This is a genomic window from Janthinobacterium sp. PSPC3-1, from assembly GCF_049896105.1.
Lineage (GTDB): Bacteria > Pseudomonadota > Gammaproteobacteria > Burkholderiales > Burkholderiaceae_D > Janthinobacterium.
The window spans coordinates 45150-67083 of the sequence record NZ_JAFCTQ010000032.1 but is presented as its reverse complement, the minus strand read 5'-3'; the positions used below and the strand labels follow the sequence as shown (position 1 = coordinate 67083).

Sequence of the window (21934 nt, the reverse complement as noted above, 5' to 3'; positions counted from 1 at the left end):
ACCAAGAATTTTGACAGCGGTCGATGTTGTTCGCAACACCACCAACCGCATGAGAGGAATAATACAAGGTCGGATTACGCGCTACGCGCTAATCCGACCTACGCGACCTGTCTGCGCCCTTTTAAGACGGTATCACCCGCTCCGCCTTCAAGCGGTCAAACAACGTGAAAAACGCCTCCGGCGTATCCTGGTAATCGAGGAAACCCGCCTTGCGGCTCTTGCTCATGTCGGTCATCACTTCCATCGGCCGGCCCAGGTCGGCGTCGGTATGCCACCATGAAGCCAGGCGCCCCACATCCGCCTCCACCAGGCCATGCTGCTGCGCGATGGCGCGCCATTGTTCGGCTGCGCCGTCCATGCGGCCGGCCAGTGGCGAGATGGTATCGGGCAGCTCGGCCGCTTCCACGCCAAAGTACGCCGCCAGGCGCGGCCACAGCCACTTCCAGCGGAACACGTCGCCATTGACGATATTGAAGTCCTGGTTGGCTGCCGCCGGACTCTGCGCCGCCCACGCCAGCTGGCGCGCGATCTGGCCCGCGTCGGTCATGTCGGACAGGCCGTTCCACTGCGCCGACGAACCCGGAAACACGAACGGCTGGCCGCTGGCCTTGCACAGAGTCGCATACACGGCCAGCGTCAACCCCATGTTCATGGCGTTGCCCAGCGCGTAGCCGATAATGGTGTGCGGGCGATGCACGCTCCAGTTAAAACCATATTTTTCGGCCGCCTCGAACAGGCGGTCTTCCTGCTCGTAGTAGAAATTCTCGACATCCTGGCGGCCCTGCTCTTCGCGGAACGGCGTGACGGGCACACTGCCTTTGCCATACGCGTCGAACGGTCCCAGGTAGTGCTTCAGGCCCGTCACCAGCGCGGCGTGACGCAGGTGCCCATGCGGCCCCAAGGCGGCCAGTACATTGGCGACCATGGCGCCGTTGACGCGGATATTTTCCTTTTCATTTTCCTGGCGCGCCCAGGCCGTGAAGAACACATGACTGGCGTCGATACCGGCCAGGCCACTTGCCACGGCCGCCGCATCGGTGGCGTCCAGCTGCAGGGAAACGCAACCGCTTGGTACGGGTGTGCGGCCGCGCGAGACGCCGGTCACTTTCCAGCCTTGCGCCAGCAGGTGTGTCGCCAGGTTGCTGCCGATAACGCCGCTGGCGCCGATAATCAATGCATGCTTGTTCATAACGCTCTCCAGAATAAAAATCCATCATATATCGGACAGAATTTCTTATCCGCGATAGTATTTCAGCTTATTCATGAAAAATATTCTGCAATCATGTCCGACCATCTGAAAGGCATCGCTCCTTTTCTTGCCACCGCCGACGCCGGCAGTTTTACCAAAGCCGCCGAGCGGCTGCACCTGACCAGCTCGGCCGTCAGCAAGAGTGTGGCGCGGCTGGAGGAACGGCTGGGCGTGATCCTGTTCGAGCGCAGCACGCGGCGTTTGAAGCTGAGCAGCGCGGGCCACGCCTATTACGCCACCTGCAAGCGCGTGCTGCAGGAACTGGCCGACGCGGAAAACGTGCTGGCCGAGCAGGAAGGCGAACTGGCGGGCACGGTGCGCATCGGCGTGCCGGCGTCCTACGGGCGCATGCGCGTGATGCCGGCGCTGATCGACCTGTGCGAAAAATATCCGCGGCTGCAGCCGTCGATCGCCTTCAGCGACCGCTTTGTCGACCTGTTCGAAGAGCGCATCGATATCGCCGTGCGCATCGGCGCACCAGGCCAGTGGCCGGCCGCGCTGGGCCAGATGCAGCTGGGCGAGGAACGGCTGATCTTTTGCGCGGCGCCCGCCTACCTGGCGCGGCGTGGCACGCCGAAAGATATACAGGAACTGGAACAGCATGACTGCATCGCCTACGGCCGTGGTGACGGCACGGCGGCGCCGTGGCTGTTTGTGGAAGAAACTGGCGTGGAGCGGCGCGTGGTAACGCCGCGTTTGATCGTGGGCGACGCCGAAGCGCAGACGGCCGCCGTACTGGCAGGCCTGGGCATCGCGCAGCAGGCGACGTGGCTGGTGCAGGAGCATTTGGCCAGCGGCGCCATCGTCGAAGTACTGCCTGATTACGCCACGCCAGGCTTGCCGCTCTACCTGGCGTGGCCGCTGGCGCGCCAGCTGACCATCAAGACCGGCACGCTGCTGCAGGAACTGAAGCAGCGTTTGCACATCAGCTGAAGATCAATACAGCACGTTCTTCGCTTCCGGCAGGTCGACATTGGCCTTGGTGACGATCACCACGCCGGTGTTGACGAACGGGTCGACCTTCTTGCCTTCGATCAGGCTGACGATGGTTTTCACGCCCAGCGCGCCCATCGAGTAGGAGCCCTGCACGGCGGTCGCATACAGGGTGCCGTCCTTGACGAAGTTTTTCAGGTCTTCATTGCCGTCAAAGCCCACGCCGATCACCTTGCCGGCCTTGCCCGCCTGCGCAAGCGCGCGGCCCATGCCGACGGCCGTCGGTTCGTTGGCGCCGAAGATGCCTTTCAGGTCAGGATTCGAGGCCAGCACGTCGGTGGTCTGGTTCAGCGCGGTGGCCATCTGCGATTGCGAATAATAGGTGCCGACGATCTGCAGCTGCGAGTTCTTTTCGATATAGCGCTTGAAGCCGCCCACGCGGCCCGTCTCGGAACCGGCGCCGGCCACATACGACATCACGGCGATCTTGCCGGTCTTGCCCACTTGCGAAATCAGCGCCTTGGCGCTGGCCTCGCCGGCCGCTTCATTGTCGGTCGACAGGAACGATTGGTAGTAACGCTTGCCGCTGTCGGCCACCAGGGAATCGATCAGCACCACGGGAATCTTCGCTTCCCACGCTTTTTTCAGGGCCGGCACCAGCGCGTCCGGGTCCGATGCGGCCAGCACGATGCCGGCCACTTTGCGGGTGACGGCGTTTTCCACCATGCTGACCTGGTCGGCAATGGCGGACTCCGAGGCCGGACCCTGGAAGGTCAGGCTGTAGCCCTTGGCGTCGGCCGCGCTGGCGGTTGCGCCCTTTTTGACGTTCTGCCAGTAGTTCGAGTTCGTCGTCTTGACGATCACGGCGATCTCTTTCGGCGCGGCGAATGCGGCGCTGGTGCTCAGGGCAAATGCTGCGGTCACCAGACCGAGCGACATGGCTTTGATGGTTTTCATTGTCGTCCTCGTTTAATTATAGATTTAATGGATATGACTTCAGGTCTCACTAACTCACTAACTCACTAACAGTGCTGCTTCAGGCGCGGTTGCGCTTCTGATCGATCCAGACGGTCAGCAGAATGACCAGTCCGATAATGATTTGCTGGATAAAACTCGATACGCCATTCATGTTCAGGCCATTGCGCAAAATGCCGATCACGAAGGAGCCGATGACGGTGCCGGAAATGGTGCCGATGCCGCCGATCAGCGAAGCGCCGCCGATCACGGCGCTGGCGATCGCATCGAGTTCATACATCACGCCTTCGTTCGGCTGCGCCGTCACCAGCCGCGACATCAGCACGCAACCGGTCAGGCCCGACAGGGCGCCGGACAGGGTGTACACCAGCAGCGTGACGCGGCCCACCTTGACGCCCGACAGGCGCGCCGCTTCGGCGTTGGAACCAACCGCATAGATATGGCGGCCAAAGGTGGTGCGGCTGAGCATGATGGACACGGCCACTGCGATCACCACCATCAGCACCACCGGATACGGAATGCCGGGGAAGACGACTTCGGGAAAGGTGCCGCCCGTGTCGCGCTCGATGCGCCACAATACGCCGTTACCCAGTTCGCCGAACGACTCGCCCAGGCCGGAGATTGCCCGTGCACCGGTCACCTGCAAGGCCAGGCCACGGGCGATCAGCATCATGCCCAGGGTGGCAATGAATGGCGGCAGTTTCAGTTGCGTGATGCAGAAGCCGTTGACGGCGCCGCACATGGCGCCCACCACGATGCCGCCCAACATGGCGACCGGCACCGGAATGCCGCTTTTCACCAGCAGCGCCGCGGCCACGCCGGCCAGCGCCAGCACCGAGCCGGAACTGAGGTCAATGCCGCCGGTGATGATGACGCAGGTGGCGGCAATGCCGAGATACGCAATCGAGGTCACCTGCAGCGCCACGCTCATGCCATTGCTGACCGAGAAAAAGGCATCGCTGGTCAGCGAAAACACCAGCAGCAGCAAGGACAGGCTGCCCAGCGCGGCAAATTTTTGGATCAGTTCTTTATTCATTTTTTTTTGTCCAGCTTTCTGATTAATGGAGTGCTGCCTGTCCCGCAGTGGGGCTTGCCACGCGGCCCGATGCGAGATGCATGATCTCTTCCTGCGACGACTCGCGCGTGTTGACGATGCCGCTGATGCGCCCTTCGTGGAACACGGCAACCCTGTCCGTCATGCCCATGATCTCGGGCAGCTCGGAGGTGATCAGCACCACGCCGATGCCCTCCGAGGCCAGCTTGTCGAGCAGCTGGTAGATGGCGAACTTGGCGCCCACGTCGATGCCACGCGTCGGTTCATCGAAGAAGATGATTTTCGATTCGCGGTACAACCATTTGCTGATGACGATCTTCTGCTGGTTGCCGCCCGACAGATTGCGCGCGATCTGCTTCGAGGTCGGCGTCTTGATGCCCAGCGCGGCGATATACTTTTTGGCGACCGCTTCCTCCTTGGCAAAGTCGATAAAGCCGAAGCGGTTCGACAGCGCCGACACATTGGTCAAGGTCAGGTTGGCCGCCACCGACATGCGGATCGCCAGGCCATGGCTCTTGCGGTCTTCGGACAGGTAGGCGATGCCGTGATCGATGGCGTCGATCGGCGAGTCGATCACGACTTCCGTGTCGCCCAGGTGGATCGCGCCGCTGGTGAGCGGATCGGCGCCGAAGATGGCGCGCGCCACTTCCGTGCGCCCTGCCCCCATCAGCCCCGAAAAGCCGAGAATTTCGCCGCGCCGCAAGTCAAAACTGAGCGGGCCGAACACGTCCTTGCGGTGCAAATCCGTCGCGCGCAGCAGCACGTCGCTGGTCGGTGTCGACACGCGCTCGGGGAATTTTTCATCAAGGGTGCGGCCGACCATTTTTGCCACAATGGCGTCGAGCGAGATCGCATGAAAGTCATCGGTGCTGACGAATTTTCCGTCGCGCAGCACCGTCACGCGGTCGATAATGTGCTGCATTTCTTCCAGCCGGTGCGAGATATACACCACGCTCACGCCATTGCGTTTCAGTTCATTGATGATCTCGAACAGCTGGCCCGTTTCGCTTTCCGTCAGCGAGGACGTGGGCTCGTCCATGATCAGCACTTCCGTGTTCAGCGACAGCGCCTTGGCGATTTCCACCATCTGCTGCTGCGCACAGGACAGGTTTTTCACCAGCTGGCGCGGATCGATGCGCAGCTTGAGGCGGTCCAGCAGCGCCTGCGCATCAAGGCGCATCTTCTTGCGGTCGATGAAAAAGCCGCGCACCGGTTCCCGCGCCAGGAAGATATTCTCGGCCACGCTCAGGTGCGGGATCAAATTGAGTTCCTGGTGGATGATGGCGATGCCGGCCGCTTCCGCGTCGACGCTGCTGCCAAAACTGCACACCTTGCCCTTGTAGACCAGTTCCCCCTCGTCGGCCTGGTACACGCCGCTCATCACTTTCATGAGGGTGGACTTGCCGGCGCCGTTTTCGCCGCACAGCGCATGCGCTTCGCCCTTGCGCAAACTGAAGCTGACGTTATCGAGCGCCAGCACGCCGGGAAAGCGTTTGCTGACGCAATTGAGCGCCAGTATCTCTTCGGATTGATTCATGGTGTGTCTCCTCCACTCCACTGCTATAAGCCGGCGCGCCGATGTCTAGGCATTCTTGGTGGCGCGCCAGTCAGGTACTGCGGTATCAGCCGTCGATCAGTTCCGGATTCCACGCATGCACGGTCTGCTGCTGTTCACCGAGGCCGGTAATCCCCAGGCGCATGGTGTCGCCCGGTTTCAGATACACGGCAGCCGGTTTCTGGCCCATGCCCACGCCCGGCGGCGTGCCGGTGCTGATGATGTCGCCCGGGTACAGGGTCATGAAGCGGCTGATATAACTGACCAGGTTGGCCACGCCGAACACCATGGTTTTCGTATTGCCGTCCTGGACGCGCTTGCCATTGACTTCCAGCCACAGGCCCAGGTTCTGCGGGTCCGCCACTTCGTCGGCGGTCACCAGCCAGGGGCCGATCGGGCCGAAGGTATCGCAGCCCTTGCCCTTGTCCCATTGGCCGCCGCGCTCCAGCTGGTATTCGCGTTCGGACAAATCGTTCACCACGCAATAGCCGGCCACGTGCGACAGCGCGTCCGCTTCCGACACATAGCGCGCGGTGGTGCCGATCACCACGCCCAGTTCCACTTCCCAGTCGCTCTTTTTTGAGTCCTGCGGCATCACCACCGCGTCGTTGGCGCCGATCACGGCGCTGGTGGCCTTCATGAACAGCACCGGTTCGGCTGGCACGGCCATGCCCGATTCGGCCGCATGGTCGGCGTAGTTCAGGCCCACGCACAGGAACTTGCCCACGCCCTGCCATGGCGGCGCGATACGGCCCGGATTTTCAACCACCGGCAGGCTGGCGATATCGACGGCGGCCAGGGTAGCCAGATTATCTTTGCTCAGGGTGGCGCCGGTAATATCGGACAGCACGCCGGACAGGTCGCGCACGGCGCCATTCGCATCGATCAGTGCCGGTTTTTCAGCGCCCTTGGCGCCATAACGCATCAGTTTCATGTGTGTCTCTCGTTGTTGTAGTGATTAATTGGACCAACCGCCGTCGATGACGTGGACCATGCCGGTGGTGAAGGCGGATTCGTCGGAAGCCAGGTAGACGGCCAGCGCGGCGATTTCATCGGCCTTGCCCACGCGCCCCATCGGCTGGCGCGCGACAAAGGCGGCCTGCACGTCGGCGACGCTGACGCCTGTTGCTGCGGCCTGCGCGGCGATGCGGTCCTTCAGCGATGGCGACTCGATGGTGCCGGGGCAGATCGCGTTGCAGCGGATGCCGCGCGTGACAAAGTCCGCCGCCACCGATTTGGTCATGCCCACCACGGCTGCCTTCGAGGTGCCATAGATAAAACGGTTCGGCGCGCCTTTCACGCTGGACGCCACCGACGACATATTGACGATGGAGCCGGCGCCCTTGGCCAGCATGCCGGGCAGCACGGCGCGCATCAGCCGGTACATGGAACGGGCGTTGATCTCGAACGAGCGGTCCCAGGCCGCGTCGTCGCAGTCGAGGATGGTGCCGCCGTCGACGAAGCCGGCGCAGTTGAACAGGATATCGACGGGGCCGACCTCGTTCACCAGCGCGGTGATGGCGGCGCCGTCGGTGACGTCCAGCAGGCGCACGGTGCAGCCGGTCGCTTCTTTCAAGGCGTCGAGCTGGGCCTGGTTGATATCGGTGGCGATCACGGTCGCGCCTTCGCGCACGAAGGCTTCGGCCGTGGCGCGGCCTATGCCCTGGCCGGCGGCGGTGAGTAGTGCGGTTTTGCCTTGTAGTCTGGCGGTCATTTCTGTCTCCTATTTTTTTTAGGCTTATGCCATATGAAATACGTGTTCCATCATCGACCAGTGCTCGCCCTCGGCGCGCGAGGCCAGCGGCAGCTGGCACGGGGCGCAAAAGGTCCACCAGCGCTGCGTTTCCGGGTCCTTTGCGATCTCCGCCATGTCAGCCCCGAAGTCCTTGCCGTGGTATTCCCAGTAACCGAACAACAGGTTTTCCGGCTCGCGCAGAAAGATCGAATAATTGCTCACGTTCGCCGCAGCGAGGCGTTCCAGCACCTGCGGCCAGACGGCCGCGTGCAAGGTCTTGTACTCAGCGATGCGGTCCGGCGCGATGCCGATGACCATGCCCATTCTTTGCATGACGGTTCCTAAGCGAGACTGTAAAAGCGGCGTGCATTGAGACCGAAAATATCGTTGCGGTCCTGCTGCCCCAGGTGCGCCAGCAAGGTTACGCTGGCGTCCAGCCAGGCGCCATAGCCGCCGGCCAGGTCCACCACGGGCCAGTCGCTGCCCCAGATCACGCGCTGCGCGCCAAAGACACTGAGCACATGATCGGCATACGGACGCAGGTCCTCGACCGTCCAATCGGCTTTGGCTTCCGTCACCAGTCCCGACAGCTTGCAATGCACGTTCGGCAGCGCGGCCAGCTGCGCCATATGTTCGCGCCATTGGCCAAAGGCGGCGTCGGCTATCGGCGGCTTGGCCGCATGGTCGATCACGATGGCCAGCCCCGGCCAAGCACGCGCGCATTGCAGCAGCGCGGGCAGATGGGGCGGCAGCACCAGCGCGTCAAGACGCAAGCCGTGTTCGACCATGGCCGATAAGGCCGGCGCCAGCGCGGGGTTGGTGATCCACCGGTCGTCGTCCAGATCCTGCAGCATCGGCCGCAGGCCTTTCAGCTTCTTGTGCAACGCCAGGCGGGCAATCGCCACCGGCGCATCAAGCGCCAGCAGATCGGTCCAGCCCACCACGGCACGGATAAAATCGGCGCGGTCGGCCAACGCCAGCAGCCACTGCGTATCGTCTTCCGATGGCAGGGACTGCACCAGCACCGTGCCCTGCACGCCATGTTCGGCCAGCAGCGGTGCCAGGTCGGCGGGCGCAAAATCGCGATAAATCGCTGCCAGCGATGGGGGCGGCCAGCCACCGGCGCGCGCGGCCAGCTGCCAGAAATGCTGATGGGCGTCGATGCGCATCATGCGGCTCCCTTTGGCACCGGTGCGCGCGCATCGATCAGGCCCGCGCCCTGCAATGCCGTCCACAGGGCGGCGGGCAGAGGCGTGGCGAACCAGTCCAGGTTCTGCCGCAGCTGCGCCAGGTCCTGGCCGCCGGGTATGCAGGACGCCACGGCCGGATGGGCCAGCGGGAACTGCAGTGCGGCCGCCGGCAAAGGCACATTGAATTCGCGGCAGATGGCGTCCAGCTGCGCCACGCGCTGCAGGATCTCGGACGGCGCATCGGCGTAATTGAACTTGCCATTGCCTGCCAGGACGCCCGAATTGAACGGGCCGCCTATCACGATGGCGTTGCCGCGTTCCACGCACAGGTCCAGCAGCGGCGACAGCGAGGCCTGCTCCAATAAGGTATAGCGGCCGGCCAGCAGGGTGCAGTCGAGGTCGAATTCACCCATCGCGCGCAGCACGATCTCGCATTCGTTGACGCCGAGGCCCACGGCTTTTATCTGGCCGCTGGCGCGCAGCTGGTCGAGCGCGCGAAAGCCGCCGCCGCTGGTCAGCTGGCGCCAGTAATGGTCATCGCGTTCGCCATGCGTGACACTGCCGATATCGTGCACGAACAGAATGTCGATGCGTGCCAGCCCCAGGCGCTGCAGGCTGTCCTCGTGCGAGCGCAGCACGCCGTCATAGGTGTAGTCGTACTGCGGGCGGAACGGCAGCGGCGAGGCAAAGCCGTCGTCGCCGGGACGCACGGAAGCGTCGGGCCGCAGCAGCCGGCCCACCTTGGTGCTGACCACGAATTCGTCGCGAGGCCGCTCGCGCAGCGCCGCTCCCAGGCGGTGTTCGGACTGGGTATAGCCATAGTAGGGCGCCGTGTCGAAAAAGCGCACGCCGGCATCCCAGGCGCCATCGAGGGTACTGCGAGCCTGCGCGTCGCTGATGGGCTGATACAGGCCACCGAGCGGTGCGCAGCCCATGCCGATACAGGGAAGTGATAAACCGCCACGTGGCAGCATCAAGCGTCGTGTAACGTCCATCAACATGTCCTCAGGCAGCGCGCAGCGGGAAACAGCCTGGCCCCACCGCGTCGAATTGTTTATAGGTCAGCACGAATTCCTGGTGGCCCAGGTCTTCCGAGCGGCTCGGTGCGCCGTTGGCCACGTCCAGCACGGCGGCGACGATTTCGGCGCCCACTTCTTCCAGGCTCGCTTCGCCCGTCAGTATCTTGCCCGCATTGACATCCATGTCGTCGGACAGGCGCTCGAAGGTTTGCGGATTGGCGCACACCTTGATCACGGGCGAAATCGCCGAGCCGACCACCGAGCCGCGGCCGGTAGTAAACAGGGTGATATGGGCGCCGCAGGAAATCAGTTCGACGATCTCCGCGTTGTCGGACACGTTCGGGAAGCCGAAGCGCGGCTCGCCGTCCGGCACCACGTCGAGCAGGTACAGGCCGCCGCCGGCCGGCTGGTCGCCCGGTTTCAATATGCCGACGATGGGCGAGGAACCGCTCTTGGCGTAGGCGCCCAGCGACTTTTCCTCTTGCGTGGTCAGGCCGCCATCTGCATTGCCCGGCGAGAAGCTGCCGTGGCCCATGATGGTGTAGTAGCGCGCGGCCTTGGCCACGGTTTCGACGATGGCATTGCCCAGGGCCGGGCTGACGGCGCGCCGCTGCATATGGTATTCGCAGCCCACCAGTTCGCCCGTCTCTTCAAAGATGCAGGGGCTGCCCGCCGCGATCAGCGTATCGAAGGCCACGCCGACGGCCGGGTTGGCGCTGATGCCGCTGGTGCTGTCGGAGCCGCCGCAGATGGTGGCCACCACCAGTTCATTGATGGCCATCGGCACGCGCTCTTGATGCGCCAAATTTTCAAGCGCCCAGCTGATCCACTCGACCCCGCTGGCGACGCTGGGGCGGGTGCCGCTGTTTTCCTGGATGGTAATCGTGTGCACGGGACGGTCGCTGTCGGCCACCGCGCTCGACAAACCATATTTGTTGAAGCCTTCGCAGCCGAGCGACACCAGCAGCACGGCGCCCACGTTCGGGTGCGTCAGCAGGCGGCGCATCACCTGGTCCGCGTATTCGTTCGGGAAGCAGCCCGTGAAGCCGATCAGGTGCACCGGCTGGCCGGGAAAGGCGTTGACCATCAGGCGCGCCACGTGGTGGGCGCATTCGACCATATAGGCCACCACCACGATATTGCGGATGCCCTTGCGGCCGTCGGCGCGCAGGTAACCTGACAAGGCGGGAGTTGTCGTTGGAGCGTTCATTGTTTGGCGTCCTTGTCCAGGAAATGGTGGCCGTCCTGGCCCAGGGTAAACGTGGGGATGTAATCGCTTTCCAGGTTGTGCGTATGGATATGCTCACCGATGGCGACGGGGGCCGTGATGCTGCCGATCAGCGCGCCATAGCGCAGCACCTTGTCGCCCACGGCCAGCGCGCGGCGCGCCACCTTGTGGCCGATCAGGATGTTTTGCGTCAAGGTGACCGGCACGCCGTCGATGGTGACGATATCGCCCTGGGCCAGCGCGGTGCGCGCGATCATGCAGTTGTCCTCGGGCGACATCAGCAGCAGGCTGGAGACTGGAGTAGCGTGGCTCATTGCGCGCCCTCCCCGGCATTGATGCTTACGACTGCGTCAGTTTTTCGCGCGTGCCGATCGACGACAGCATGGTGCTGCGCGAGGAATTGAGGTGCGACTTCATGCACTCGAGCGCCTTCGGTATGTCGTGCTCGGCCAGGGCCCGCAAAATCGCCAGGTGTTCCTGCACCGCGTACTGGTTGCGGCCCTTTTCCTCGCCCTTGTCCCACTGGTAGTGATAGTGAAACACGAACGAGACGATATCGTAGAAGCCCTGCGCGAAGCGGTTGTTCAACAGGCCGATCAAAAAGGTGTGGAACTCGCGGTCCAGCGCCGGAAAGGCATTGTGGCGCGTGTCGATCTTGGCCGCCAGCTTCTCGTGCTGTTTGATCAGCCGCGCCAGTTCCGCATACGCCGGATCGCCGTGCGGCAAGTGGGCAAAATGCTCCACGGCCGCCATCTCGAACATGCGCCGCATGTCCGCCAGCTCGGTGGCGAAGGATCTGTCGAAGGCGCACAGGCGCCAGCCGCCGCGCGGCTTCTTTTCGATCAGGCCGAAGCGCGAAAAACCGATCAGGAATTCGCGCACGCTGACGGTACTGGCGCCCGCCTCGCGCGCCAGCTCCGCTTCCGAAAACTCGGCGCCCGGCGGCATGTCGCGCTGGTAGACGCGCTCCATCAGCACCTGCTGGATGCGCTCCGCGCCCGATTGCAGCTCGGCGATATCGAAGTAATCGCCCGGTATCGGCTTCCTCAGCAGCCGCCGTTCGGCCGGACTGCTGATCAGCCGCCGCGTCGACAGATACGCAATCGCGCTGCGGATCGCCGTGCGGCTGCCCTGGCAGATGGTGGTCAGAAACTGCTCCGTCGGCAGCATCTCGCCCACTGCGACATTCTCGGCGAGAAATTGCAACAGCAGATTGGTACTGCGCTTGAAGACGGTGGCCGGTTTTGACATGGATGGGGGTGCTCGCTATGTCGGCGACAGGGAAAGTGGGAGAGTGGGCCATTTTAGTCGATATCGGGTTGGGTCGGCAGGCGGACGGGATCATCATTGTTGGACTCCCGTCGCCAGCAAGGCGCGCAGCTGCGGCTGGGCCAGCGTCGGGCACAGCTGCTGCGCCAGCGTCACCACGGGCGCCATGCGGCGGCGGATTTTCTCGCCATGGTTCTGCGCGATATCGGCCAGGCGGTGCGCCAGGAAGGGGTTATTGAAGCGTTCTTTCACCTGTTCCAGGTAAGCAGCGGCGGCCTCGCCTTCGCGCGCGCCCATGGCGGCAAACACGGGCAGCACTTCGTCCTGCCACAGCGCGTCGAGCGCGGCCAGCATGGCGCCATCCTGCATCGCTTCCCGTACCGTCATCGACGCCGGACTGCCCCTATCCAGCCACAGCTGCGCCAGGTAGGTATGGCCCAGGTTCAGCAGGAATAACTTGCGCTGCTCGTACTCGCGCAGGCTGGCGGTGACCACCAGTTGCGGGTGGCTGCACGGCAGCACCATGCCCGGTTGCGCTTCGATGGCCCACAGCGCATACGGTTCGGCCACGGCGCCGATCGGCTCTATCGGTTCCGAGACGATGCGGTCGACCAGGGAATTGATCCACACGCAGCCCGTCTCCAGGTAGGCGATAAAGGCGGCGGCCAGCTGCCACTGGCGCGCCAGACTGACGAGCAGTTCGCGCAGCACGGTGCCATTGTCGACCACCAGTTCGCACGGGTAAATCGTGATGGGCGCCGCGCCGGCCAGATAGCGGCCATGCAGCAGCACCAGCAACTTGGCGGGAAAGCTGTGCGGCGCCACCTCGCCATCGAGCAGGCCGGCATGGTCGGATTCGGATAATTGGTAGCCCGTGTCGCCCGTATTGGACAGGATCACGCGCGCGGCCACGGCCGCCGCACGCACTTGCGGCCAGTCGCTGCCAGTCTGCCAGGCTTGCGTGACGGCGTGCACGCGGCGCTCGTCGTCGACTTCGGCGCCGTCCTGCCAGCCGCGGATGCGCACCGGATAGCCGCCGGCCTGGCGAAACGCCGCCACCCGCGCCGCGCCCTGCGCGCTGTTCGTCGTTTGCACGATGGTGATATTGCCCAGTGCCTGGTTAGCTTGCGCCGCCTCGCTGACAAACAGGTCGGCATGCGCCTGCAGGAAGCGGCTGGTGCCGAACTGCAGGATGGGATTGTGTTGGAGAGTCGGGTTAGCTGTCATCTCAGACCTCGACGATGGCCTTGATGACGCCCGCCGACGGCTGCATCCAGTCTTCCAGCACGTTCGTGAATTCGTCGAGCGTGGTGCGGTGCGTATTGAGCAGCGCGGTCGGTACTTTGCCCGCCTTCATGGCCGCCACCACTTCCTCGAAATCATCGACGGTGGCGTTGCGGCTGCCCAGCAAGGTGGTTTCGCGCTTGTGGAATTCGGGGTCGGAAAACGACAGGCGGTCGCGCACGATGGACACCAGTACATACGATCCGCCGTGGGCGACGAATTCCAGCCCCCGTTCCATGGCGGCGATATTGCCGGTGGCGTCGAATACCACGTCAAAGAACTCGCCCTCGGTGGCGTTCGACATTTGCTCCTTGTCGCCGTCGCCCAGCTGCACCGTGCGCGTGATGCCCAGCGCGTCGCGGCAGAACTGCAGGCGGTCGGCGCGGCCATCGAGCACCGTCACCTCGGCCCCTTTCAAGGACGAAAACAGCATCACGGCCATGCCGATCGGGCCGGCGCCCACCACCAGCACGCGCTTGTTGGCGTCGACCGCGCCGCGCTTGACGGCGTGCGCGCCGATGGCGAGGAACTCGATCATGGCCGCGTCGTCGAGCGAAATGCCTTCGGTCTTGAAGACAAAGCGTTCCGGCAGCGCCAGGTATTCGGTCATGCCGCCGTCGCGGTGCACGCCCAGCACTTCGATGCGGGTGCAGCAGTTGGTCTTGCCCTGGCGGCAGGCCACGCAGGTGCCGCAGGACAGGTAGGGCATCACGTAGACCTGGTCGCCGGCGGCGAGGCGCGAACCAGCTGGCGCGCTTTCAATATGGCCGGACAATTCATGGCCCATCACGCGCGGATAGCTGAGGAAGGGCTGGGTGCCGCGGAAGATATGCATGTCGGTGCCGCAGATGCCGATGCGGCGTATGCGTACCAGTACTTCGTCGCCGGCGGGGACAGGCACGGGCCGCTGCTCCATGCGCAAGCTGCCCGGCGTATCGCAAACGATACTTTTCATCATGGTCGTCTCTCTCGCCATCCGGTCGTTGCCGGTGGCATATTATATTTAACGTACAAACCAACTGTGAAAAAAATCCGTCTGCGCGGATTGTCTTTCCAGTCCTGCCGATGGCGCTTCTTGCTGCGCCGCACAACGATTGTTCCGTAATGCCATGTGGCCCGAACGCGCCTGTCGTACTGCAGCCGTTGTTCGGTTTTATAAATATACCGTACAAAAAAATGAAGGTCAACGGATTCTTTTTTGCAGTTTTTTTTCGTCCTCTGCTACATTCCTGCTTGACCCTGACGTAGCGTCAGGCGCCATCGTGGATATACGCAACGAAGACCAGGAGAAGACGATGCTGTTGAAAATAGGCGAGCTGGCCAGGCTGACCGGCCTGACCGTGCGCACCCTGCACCACTACGACAGCATCGGCCTGCTCTCGCCTTCGGCGCGCACGCAGGCTGGCTACCGCCTGTACCAGCATGGCGACATGGACCGGCTGCACCGGATCATGGCGCTGCGCCGGTTCGGGCTGTCGCTGGCCGAGATCGCAAACTCACTGGCCAGGTCCGACCTGCCCCTCTCCGGCATCGTGGCCAGGCAGATCGCCATGCTGGACCAGCAACTGGCGCAGGCAAGCCGCCTGCGCACGCGCCTGCTGGTGCTGCAAGCGCAGCTGGAACAGGGACAGGAACCGGAACTGGCCGAATGGCTGACCACGATGGAGCAGATGAACATGATCGACAAATACTTTACGCAGGAAGAGGTGCGGCAAATGCCGATGCTGTCCGACACGGCAGTGGAACAGGAATGGCAGGTGCTGGTGTCGCGCGTGCGGGCGCTGATGGATGCGGGTGCGGCATCCACCTCGCTTGACGCGCAGTCGCTGGGCACCGAATGGATGGTCAAGCTGGTGCGTGACACCAGCGCCCACCCCGGCCTGTTTGCGCGCTTGAATACCATGCACGGGCAGGAGCCGGGCATGCAGGCCAGAACCGGCATCGATGCGGAACTGATGCGGTTCGTGACGGGGGCGTTTGGCGCCTCGCGCATCGCGCTGTACCGCCCTTTTCTCGACGACGCCGAATACGCGTATTTGCAGGCCAACTACGGCAAGCGGTCCGGCGAATGGCCGGAATTGATCGCCGCCGTGCGCGCGGCCATCGACAGCCATACGCCGGCCGACGATCCGGCGGTGCTGGCACTGGCGCGGCAATGGCGTGAGCTGTTCCAGTCGTATGCGGGCAAGGACCCCGCCACGCAGCTGAAATTTCGCCAGGCGCACCAGCAGGAACGGCGTCTGCTGCAAGGCAGCTTTGTCACGCCGCAGATGATAGCCTACCTGGCGCCGGCGATGGCCAGGGTGGCGCAAGAGTAAGGAACAAGTCGGTGCGGCCATTGTAGAATCCCCCATCTTCTTCGATGGAACAAGCGATGCGCCGACTGACATTTTTACTGGCCTGCCTGCCCGCACTGGCGCAGGCAGGCACACCTGCCGACAACGGCCAGCTGGCCGGCGTCTGGCAGGGCAAGCTGGGGAACACCGAAATCACCGCCTGCTTCAACCTGCCCAGCAAATTCGACAACCGGGGCAATTACTACTACGCGCGCCACAAGACGCCGATCGGCCTGCTGCAGACCAGGGGCGAGACGCCGTGGGTGGAGGTGACGGATGGCGACGACAAGACTGGCAGCTGGCAACTGGCGCCGGCAAAGGACGGCCAGCTGGCCGGCACCTGGCGCCATCCCAAAAACGGCAAGACCCTGCCGCTCCAGCTGCGGCTGGTACGCCCGCCGGCCGGCGAGGAGCAGCCCTGCGCCAGCAGCGCCTACAACGCCGCGCTGGAGGATTTTCCCAGGTTGGTCACCAGCCGCGCCATGCTGTTCAAGGACCGCAAGGACCGCACCTTCCGCAGCCTGCGCCTTGCCGACCAGGTGACGGTCGAACTGCTCACGCCAACCGCGCCTGCAATCGCCAGCGTCAATCGCCAGCTGCGCGCGCTCCTGCCGAAAAACAAGGCGGACCTGGCCGAGTACTTCGAGCAGCGCCGCAATTTTCTCGGCATGGATGGCCGCGTGATGGAAGACGAGGTGCATGCGGAACCGACCTTCTGGTCCGCGCGCCATGTGACGGTCAGCTTTTACCGCTGGGCCGCCGGCATGGGCCGCAATGGCATCAGCAACCAGTTCCGCACCTGGGATCTGCAGACGGGCAAGGAGGTCGATGTGTGGCAATGGTTCGGCGGCAAATCGGACGCCGGCAGCCACGACATGAGCGCCCTGCCGGCCAAGCTGAAAACCATGCTGTTCAAGGGCGCGGCGATCGACCAGGAGTGCAAGGGCGATTACCAGGGCCACGGCTACTACCACCTGAGCCTGACGGACACGGGCGTGCGCTTCTGGGAAGAAGCCTATGGCAGTGGCTGCGAGCAGGATTTCAAGGTGCCGTATGCGAAGGTGGCGCCGTTCCTCACGCCGCAGGGACGCGCCGCGCTCGGCGACTCCATGCCATAGAGCGCTGTGCCGTGGTTTTCAGTCCGGGCTTCAGTCCAGGCTTCAGTCCAGGTCCGCGTCGATGCGCACGATCAGCCCGGCGGCGCCGGTGCGTATCCTGAGCATGCCGGTCTCGTGGCCGAAGTCACCGGTGAAATCGACGCGGGCGATGGCGGCGGCATCGTCCAGCCGCTCCAGCGACAGCAGCCTGGTGCTGGTGTGATAGCCCACGAAAAACCGCTCGATATAGCGGCGTATGCCGTCGGCGCCGGCAAAGGCGTCTCCCACCGACACATCGTCGATGACCGCATCGGCTTCAAACAGGGCCAGCACGCCGTCGACGTCGAAGGCGTTCGCGCGCTGGATAAAGGCATCGACGAGCTGTTCCATGTTCCCCTCCTCAGATATCGACAATGGTGGTGTCGGCGATGGTCTCGGCAAAGCCGTTACCGAACAACATGGCAGGTGTCTGGAAGCCCGGGCGATGTTCGCCGGCCAGCACGCGCCGGCCCGCCTCGGCGGCGGCGGTCGCCGTGAACGTGTAACCATTGACCGTATCGAGTACCGAGCGCACGACGGCGCCGTCAGAACTGGTGACCTCGGCCACGGCCTGGTAGCGGTTGGCCAGCCGTTCCTGTTCATCGGGGCCGTCCGGCAGCGCCGACAGGTCGCCTTGTGGAAAGCCCTCGCCGGTCACGTGGACATATGCTTCGATGCCAGGCACGCCGGTGGCGCGCCAGATCGTGACGAGATCGGGCAGCGTCACCTGGAAGCAGTCAACGGGCCCCTTGCCAAAGTCCAGCTGCCGGATCGCTCCGGGCGCTTGCGCGACCAGCGCCCCATAGGCGCGCGCCAGGGTTTCAGCGGTGACGCTGGCCATGGCGCTGACGGCCGAACCGCGCGACAGGCCACCGGTGACATGCATGGCCACCCGGATGCTGGCCGGATGGCTGGTGCGCGCCACGGTGTGGCCGGCCAGGCAGCCGAGCATGGCGACGCTGCCGCCGCTGCCCGGCAACAGCATCACCCCTGCGGCCATGGCGTCGGCGCCGAGCGATTCGGCCAGGCGATAGCCGTCCAGTTCCGCGGCGACGTCGAGATAATGCACGCCATGGCGGATGCTGGCACGCATCAGGATACCGGCGGTGCTGGCAAACGGCCCCGCGCAGTTGAGGAGAACGGCGACGCCATGCAGCGAGCGCTCGATCGCGGCCTGGTCGTCGAGCGAAAAGACCCGGTATTCCACACCCAGGCTGGCGGCCAGCGATGCCAGCCCAGCCTCATTGCGCCCGGCGAGTATCAGCGGCGTACCCGCTGCCGCGGCGTGCTGCGCCGCCATGCGGCCGGTATAGCCCGTCGCGCCATAGATCATCAGTTTTTTCATATAGCTTCCGGTATGTTCAGTGAGGACGATGATAGGACTGGCGCCTGCGGCGCACCCACCCGATCCTGCCTGAAACCTGCCTGTTCCTGCTTTTGCATTGCAGGCCTGGTTCGCTGACGGTGCCGGAACTACGCGTAAAAACAGTCATCGAGCAGCATGTCTTCAAAGAAGGCCCCATACGACAGGGTCGGATGGCGCAGATGGATTTCCAGTATCCAGCGCATGGCTGACGGTGTCGTTTTCAGCTCCGCCAGCGCGCCGGCGTAAATGGTCGCGTGGGGAAAATCCGACACGCGGTGGCCGCCCAGGTCGAAGTTCAGTTCCCAGCCCAGCTTGCGTGCTTCTTCTTCCGCCCAGGCATACAAGGCCTGGCCGGTCAGGCGCTCTCGCTGCCAGATTGCGCGTACGGCATGGAACAGCGCTTCGGCGTCGCGCGCGCAGCGGGCGTGGTCAGCACCCTGACCCACCGTAAACGTGGCGCCGCCATCACCCTCCCAGGCTTGCACGCGCGGGGCGATATCGATAAAGAAGATGTCGTTTTCCTTGAGGATCACGCCAGGCTCGGACGCGCGCTTCATGGCCTTGGTGGTGTTCGCGCCAAAGCGCACGCGCGTGGGGTGCCAGCTCAGCGCCAGGCCCATGTCGGCCAGTACTTGTTTGGCCATGGCGACGGCGTCTTCCTCGACCATGCCGGGTTCGACGCGCGCGGCGATGGCGGCGATGGCCTCGCGGGTCTTGCGGCGCGCCAGCAGCATGCCGTCTTCCGTAAAGGCGGGGCCGACTCGTTCGGCGGCCAGGACGATGTCTTCCATTGTTGATCCTTGTCAGCGGCGCTGCCACGGTGGCGCGCCTGCAAGGAAAGTATAGGTTTGCACGCCCCTGCCATGGGGTGCCGGCTGGCGCGCTTTCCGGACAGCCTACCGCGCATTCCGGCCATCGCGCCGCGTCAGGCGCCGCGGCTGGAAAAATTCAGGCGGTACTGCGTGGCGGACACGCCCAGGCGGCGCCGGAACACCGTGCGCAGCTGGTCGGCGCTGCCCAGGCCGCAGCGCCAGGCGATGGTCTTCAACGGTTCATCGGAAGCCTCCAGCAGCGCGCGCGCCGCGTCCAGCCTGGCGCTTTCGATAAAGTGCGCCGGCGTCACGCCCAGCTCGCGCACGAAGACACGGGCGAAATTGCGCGCGCTCATGGCCACCTGCCGGGCCAGGGTGTCCACGCTGAGATCGTCCGCCAGGTGATCAAGCACATACTGGCGCGCCTGCGCCACCGGCGAGGCCGCGTCCGGCATCGGCGTGAGCCAGGGACTGAATTGCGACTGGCCGCCCTGGCGCTGGGTGTAGACCACCAGCCGGCGCGCCACCTGCAGCGCCAGCGCGGCGCCGCCATCGATGGCCAGCAAGGACAGCGACAGGTCGATGCCGGCCGTCACGCCGGCCGAACTGACCAATGTTCCATCATGCAGGTACAGGCTGTCCGCATCGACCCGCGCCAGCGGGAAACAGGACGCCAGCGCGGCCGCGTCGTTCCAGTGGGTGGCCACTTTTTTACCGTCGAGCAGGCCCGCATGGCCAAGCAGGAAAGCGCCATTGCAGATCGAGCCATGGCGCCGTGCCTTGGCCGCCGCCTGCGCCAGCCAGTCGCTCAGGGCCGCGTCCCGGGGCTGCGCGGGCAGGCCCGGTCCGCCGGCCACCAGCAACAGTTCATGGGCATCCAGGGCCTGCGCATAATGACGGTGCGCGGCCAGCGGCAAGCCGTTCGAGCAGCGCATCAGGCCATCCTGCGTGCCCAATACCTCGATGCTGTACTGCCGTTCGGGTGGCAAAAAACTGTTCGCTTCGGCAAACACGTCCATCGGCCCGGTCACGTCGAGCGCCTGCACGCCCGGAAAGATCAGGATGGCGACGGTCGGCATGCTAGCGCTTCGCCGACGCCAGTACGGCGTCGCCGACCATTTCGGCCGTCGCCGCCGCCAGGGTCCAGCCCAGGTGGCCGTGTCCCGTGTTGTAGAACACGCCCGGCGCCCGGCCCACGCCCACCTTCGGCAGCATGGCCGGCAGCATCGGGCGCAGGCCGGCCCAGGGCACCACCCTGCGCGTGCTCACCTGCGGGAAATGCCGCTCGACCCAGCGCAGCAAAGGCGCCACGCGGTCGGCGCGGATATCGCGGTTTTCGCCATTGAATTCGGCCGTGCCGGCCACGCGCAGCCGGTCTGCCCCCAGGCGGCTGCTCACCAGTTTGGTGGCGTCGTCGAGCAGGCTGACGCTGGGCGCCCCCGCGCGGCTGGCCGCATCGTCCAGGTGCACGGTGATGGAATAACCTTTGACGGGATACACATTCACATGGTCGCCCAGCATGGCGGCCATGGCGCGGCTGGCGGTGCCGGCGCAGATCACGGTCGCATCGAACACGCTGCTGTCGGCATCGGTGGTGACGCGCACCCGGCCGTTTTCACGCTTCAGGGAGGTGATGGACTGGCCGTACCGGCAGGCCACGCCACGGCGCGCGCAGGCGTCGGCGAGGCCCGAGGTGAACTTGTGGATGTCGCCGGTGGAATCGCTGTCGGTGTAGTAGCCGCCAAAGAATTCCCCGGCCAGCGCGGGTTCGATGGCGCGCATTTCTTCAAACGTGACGGCACGGCGCAGCAGGCCGCCTTTTGCCAGCAGCCGCGACACGCCGGCCGCGCGCTCGAAACCGGCGCGCTCGCGATAGACGTGCAGGATGCCGGCGCGGCGGTGATCGAAATCGATGGCCTCGTCGGCCGCCCATGCAAACAAATGTTCGCGCGCGTCGATCGCCATGCGCGCGGTGGCGATGGTATTGCGCTCGTAGTGCGGCATGGCGGCCAAAAATTCGGCAAACCACGACAGCTTGTGCCAGCCGGGACGCGGGTGCAGCAGCAGCGGCGCGTCGCGCCTGGCCATCCATTTCAGGGCGTTCAGGATCGTGTATTTGTGGTTCCACACTTCCGCGTGCGAGGCCGACAACTGGCCGCCATTGGCGAACGAGGTTTCCATGGCCGCATAGCGGTGCCGCTCGATCAGGGTCACGTCCACGCCCCGTTTGGCCAGCGCATAGGCGGTGGTCACGCCCGTGATGCCGCCGCCGATCACGGCCACTTTCGTCATGGCCGCACCTTGCGCACCTGCGTGTCGCTCGCTTGCAGCACCCTGCCATCTTTGCTGACGACCTGCATGGTTGGCAGCGCCGCGCCGCCGTGCTTTTCCAGCAGGCTCGAATGGGCTTCGCCGGGAGCGAACAGCTGTGCTTCGCTCCACTGGCGCAAGCCCACCACCACCGGGAACAGCGCCAAGCCCCTGGGCGTGAGCACATATTCCTGGTAGGCGGTGCCGTCCGACGCGGGCGCGATGGTAAAGATGCCCTCTTCCACCAGCCCCTGCAGGCGGTCGGCCAGGATATTGCGCGCCACGCCCAGGCTCTTTTGAAATTCGCCGAAGCGGCGCATGCCGTCGAAGGCGTCGCGCACGATCAGCAGCGCCCAGCGCTCGCCGACCACATCGAGCGCGCGCGCCACCGGGCAGGGATCGGACCGCAAACTCTTGCGCTTGGCCATCAGGGGTCTCCAGGAATGAGTAGTTGCATTTTAAAACTTGTCAGCATAAACTCCA

23 protein-coding genes are annotated in these 21934 nt (G+C 64.4%); 3 read left to right on the top strand and 20 right to left on the bottom strand.

Annotation, left to right across the window (positions count from 1 at the left end; all coding sequences use genetic code 11):
* Positions 1-121: 121 nt before the first annotated feature.
* Positions 122-1189, bottom strand: coding sequence for an SDR family oxidoreductase (locus ACP7B7_RS24980; RefSeq protein ID WP_308922602.1), 1068 nt, complete (start codon positions 1187-1189; stop codon positions 122-124).
* Between the two features lie 93 nt (positions 1190-1282).
* On the opposite strand from ACP7B7_RS24980, the gene ACP7B7_RS24975 reads away from it, so the two are divergent.
* Positions 1283-2182 carry a LysR family transcriptional regulator gene (locus ACP7B7_RS24975; RefSeq protein WP_308922603.1) on the top strand — a complete coding sequence of 300 codons (900 nt, stop codon included), beginning with the start codon at positions 1283-1285 and terminating at the stop codon, positions 2180-2182.
* Between the two features lie 3 nt (positions 2183-2185).
* Here the strand turns inward: ACP7B7_RS24975 and ACP7B7_RS24970 are convergent, their stop codons facing one another.
* The 13 genes from ACP7B7_RS24970 to ACP7B7_RS24910 all read right to left on the bottom strand — a co-directional run bounded on the left by ACP7B7_RS24970 (position 2186) and on the right by ACP7B7_RS24910 (position 14446).
* On the bottom strand, positions 2186-3121 hold the full coding sequence (locus tag ACP7B7_RS24970; RefSeq protein WP_426078507.1) for an ABC transporter substrate-binding protein: 936 nt from the start codon (positions 3119-3121) through the stop codon (positions 2186-2188).
* 97 nt (positions 3122-3218) lie between these two features.
* The gene (locus ACP7B7_RS24965) at positions 3219-4193 is read right to left on the bottom strand and encodes an ABC transporter permease (protein ID WP_426078506.1); all 975 of its coding nucleotides are present in this window, start codon (positions 4191-4193) and stop codon (positions 3219-3221) included.
* Positions 4194-4215: 22 nt separating this feature from the next.
* Positions 4216-5748, bottom strand: a complete 1533-nt coding sequence (locus ACP7B7_RS24960) for a sugar ABC transporter ATP-binding protein (RefSeq protein ID WP_426078505.1) — start codon at positions 5746-5748, stop codon at positions 4216-4218.
* An 85-nt stretch (positions 5749-5833) separates the two neighbouring features.
* Positions 5834-6700 carry a fumarylacetoacetate hydrolase family protein gene (locus tag ACP7B7_RS24955; RefSeq protein WP_426078504.1) on the bottom strand — a complete coding sequence of 289 codons (867 nt, stop codon included), beginning with the start codon at positions 6698-6700 and terminating at the stop codon, positions 5834-5836.
* A 24-nt stretch (positions 6701-6724) separates the two neighbouring features.
* Positions 6725-7480, bottom strand: a complete 756-nt coding sequence (locus tag ACP7B7_RS24950) for an SDR family oxidoreductase (protein ID WP_426078503.1) — start codon at positions 7478-7480, stop codon at positions 6725-6727.
* 24 nt (positions 7481-7504) lie between these two features.
* Entirely contained in the window at positions 7505-7834 is a 330-nt protein-coding gene (locus ACP7B7_RS24945) for an L-rhamnose mutarotase (RefSeq protein WP_426078502.1), read from the bottom strand.
* Positions 7835-7842: 8 nt separating this feature from the next.
* The gene (locus ACP7B7_RS24940) at positions 7843-8673 is read right to left on the bottom strand and encodes an amidohydrolase family protein (protein ID WP_426078501.1); all 831 of its coding nucleotides are present in this window, start codon (positions 8671-8673) and stop codon (positions 7843-7845) included.
* Positions 8670-9686, bottom strand: coding sequence for an aldo/keto reductase (locus tag ACP7B7_RS24935; protein ID WP_426078500.1), 1017 nt, complete (start codon positions 9684-9686; stop codon positions 8670-8672). Before ACP7B7_RS24935 ends, ACP7B7_RS24940 begins: the two co-directional genes overlap by 4 nt.
* A gap of 10 nt (positions 9687-9696) precedes the next feature.
* Positions 9697-10920 (bottom strand): UxaA family hydrolase, encoded by a 1224-nt coding sequence (locus ACP7B7_RS24930; protein ID WP_426078499.1) that lies wholly within the window; start codon positions 10918-10920, stop codon positions 9697-9699.
* The gene (locus tag ACP7B7_RS24925; RefSeq protein ID WP_426078498.1) at positions 10917-11252 is read right to left on the bottom strand and encodes a UxaA family hydrolase; all 336 of its coding nucleotides are present in this window, start codon (positions 11250-11252) and stop codon (positions 10917-10919) included. Before ACP7B7_RS24925 ends, ACP7B7_RS24930 begins: the two co-directional genes overlap by 4 nt.
* A 25-nt stretch (positions 11253-11277) precedes the next feature.
* On the bottom strand, positions 11278-12189 hold the full coding sequence (locus ACP7B7_RS24920) for a GntR family transcriptional regulator (RefSeq protein WP_308922614.1): 912 nt from the start codon (positions 12187-12189) through the stop codon (positions 11278-11280).
* A gap of 93 nt (positions 12190-12282) precedes the next feature.
* Entirely contained in the window at positions 12283-13434 is a 1152-nt protein-coding gene (locus ACP7B7_RS24915) for a mannitol dehydrogenase family protein (protein WP_426078497.1), read from the bottom strand.
* 1 nt (position 13435) lies between these two features.
* A complete protein-coding gene (locus ACP7B7_RS24910) occupies positions 13436-14446 on the bottom strand; it encodes a zinc-binding alcohol dehydrogenase family protein (RefSeq protein ID WP_308925820.1) in 1011 nt (336 codons plus the stop codon).
* Between the two features lie 340 nt (positions 14447-14786).
* Between ACP7B7_RS24910 and ACP7B7_RS24905 the strand changes: the two genes are divergently transcribed.
* Positions 14787-15809: a MerR family transcriptional regulator gene (locus ACP7B7_RS24905; protein WP_426078496.1), complete on the top strand. Its 1023-nt coding sequence runs from the start codon at positions 14787-14789 to the stop codon at positions 15807-15809.
* Positions 15810-15865: 56 nt separating this feature from the next.
* Positions 15866-16945 carry a hypothetical protein gene (locus ACP7B7_RS24900; RefSeq protein ID WP_426078495.1) on the top strand — a complete coding sequence of 360 codons (1080 nt, stop codon included), beginning with the start codon at positions 15866-15868 and terminating at the stop codon, positions 16943-16945.
* 42 nt (positions 16946-16987) lie between these two features.
* On the opposite strand, the gene ACP7B7_RS24895 is transcribed toward ACP7B7_RS24900, so the two are convergent.
* The 6 genes from ACP7B7_RS24895 to ACP7B7_RS24870 form a co-directional block, all read right to left on the bottom strand.
* Complete coding sequence (locus ACP7B7_RS24895; RefSeq protein ID WP_426078494.1) at positions 16988-17314, bottom strand: nuclear transport factor 2 family protein; 327 nt, start codon at positions 17312-17314, stop codon at positions 16988-16990.
* Positions 17315-17324: 10 nt separating this feature from the next.
* A complete protein-coding gene (locus tag ACP7B7_RS24890) occupies positions 17325-18308 on the bottom strand; it encodes a saccharopine dehydrogenase NADP-binding domain-containing protein (protein WP_426078493.1) in 984 nt (327 codons plus the stop codon).
* A 128-nt stretch (positions 18309-18436) separates the two neighbouring features.
* Positions 18437-19120, bottom strand: coding sequence for a M24 family metallopeptidase (locus ACP7B7_RS24885; RefSeq protein WP_426078492.1), 684 nt, complete (start codon positions 19118-19120; stop codon positions 18437-18439).
* A 134-nt stretch (positions 19121-19254) separates the two neighbouring features.
* On the bottom strand, positions 19255-20220 hold the full coding sequence (locus tag ACP7B7_RS24880) for a GlxA family transcriptional regulator (RefSeq protein WP_426078491.1): 966 nt from the start codon (positions 20218-20220) through the stop codon (positions 19255-19257).
* Between the two features lies 1 nt (position 20221).
* Positions 20222-21433 (bottom strand): D-amino acid dehydrogenase, encoded by a 1212-nt coding sequence (locus tag ACP7B7_RS24875; RefSeq protein WP_426078490.1) that lies wholly within the window; start codon positions 21431-21433, stop codon positions 20222-20224.
* A complete protein-coding gene (locus ACP7B7_RS24870; RefSeq protein ID WP_308922623.1) occupies positions 21430-21879 on the bottom strand; it encodes a winged helix-turn-helix transcriptional regulator in 450 nt (149 codons plus the stop codon). The genes ACP7B7_RS24875 and ACP7B7_RS24870 overlap by 4 nt, the downstream gene beginning before the upstream one ends.
* Positions 21880-21934 lie beyond the last annotated feature (55 nt).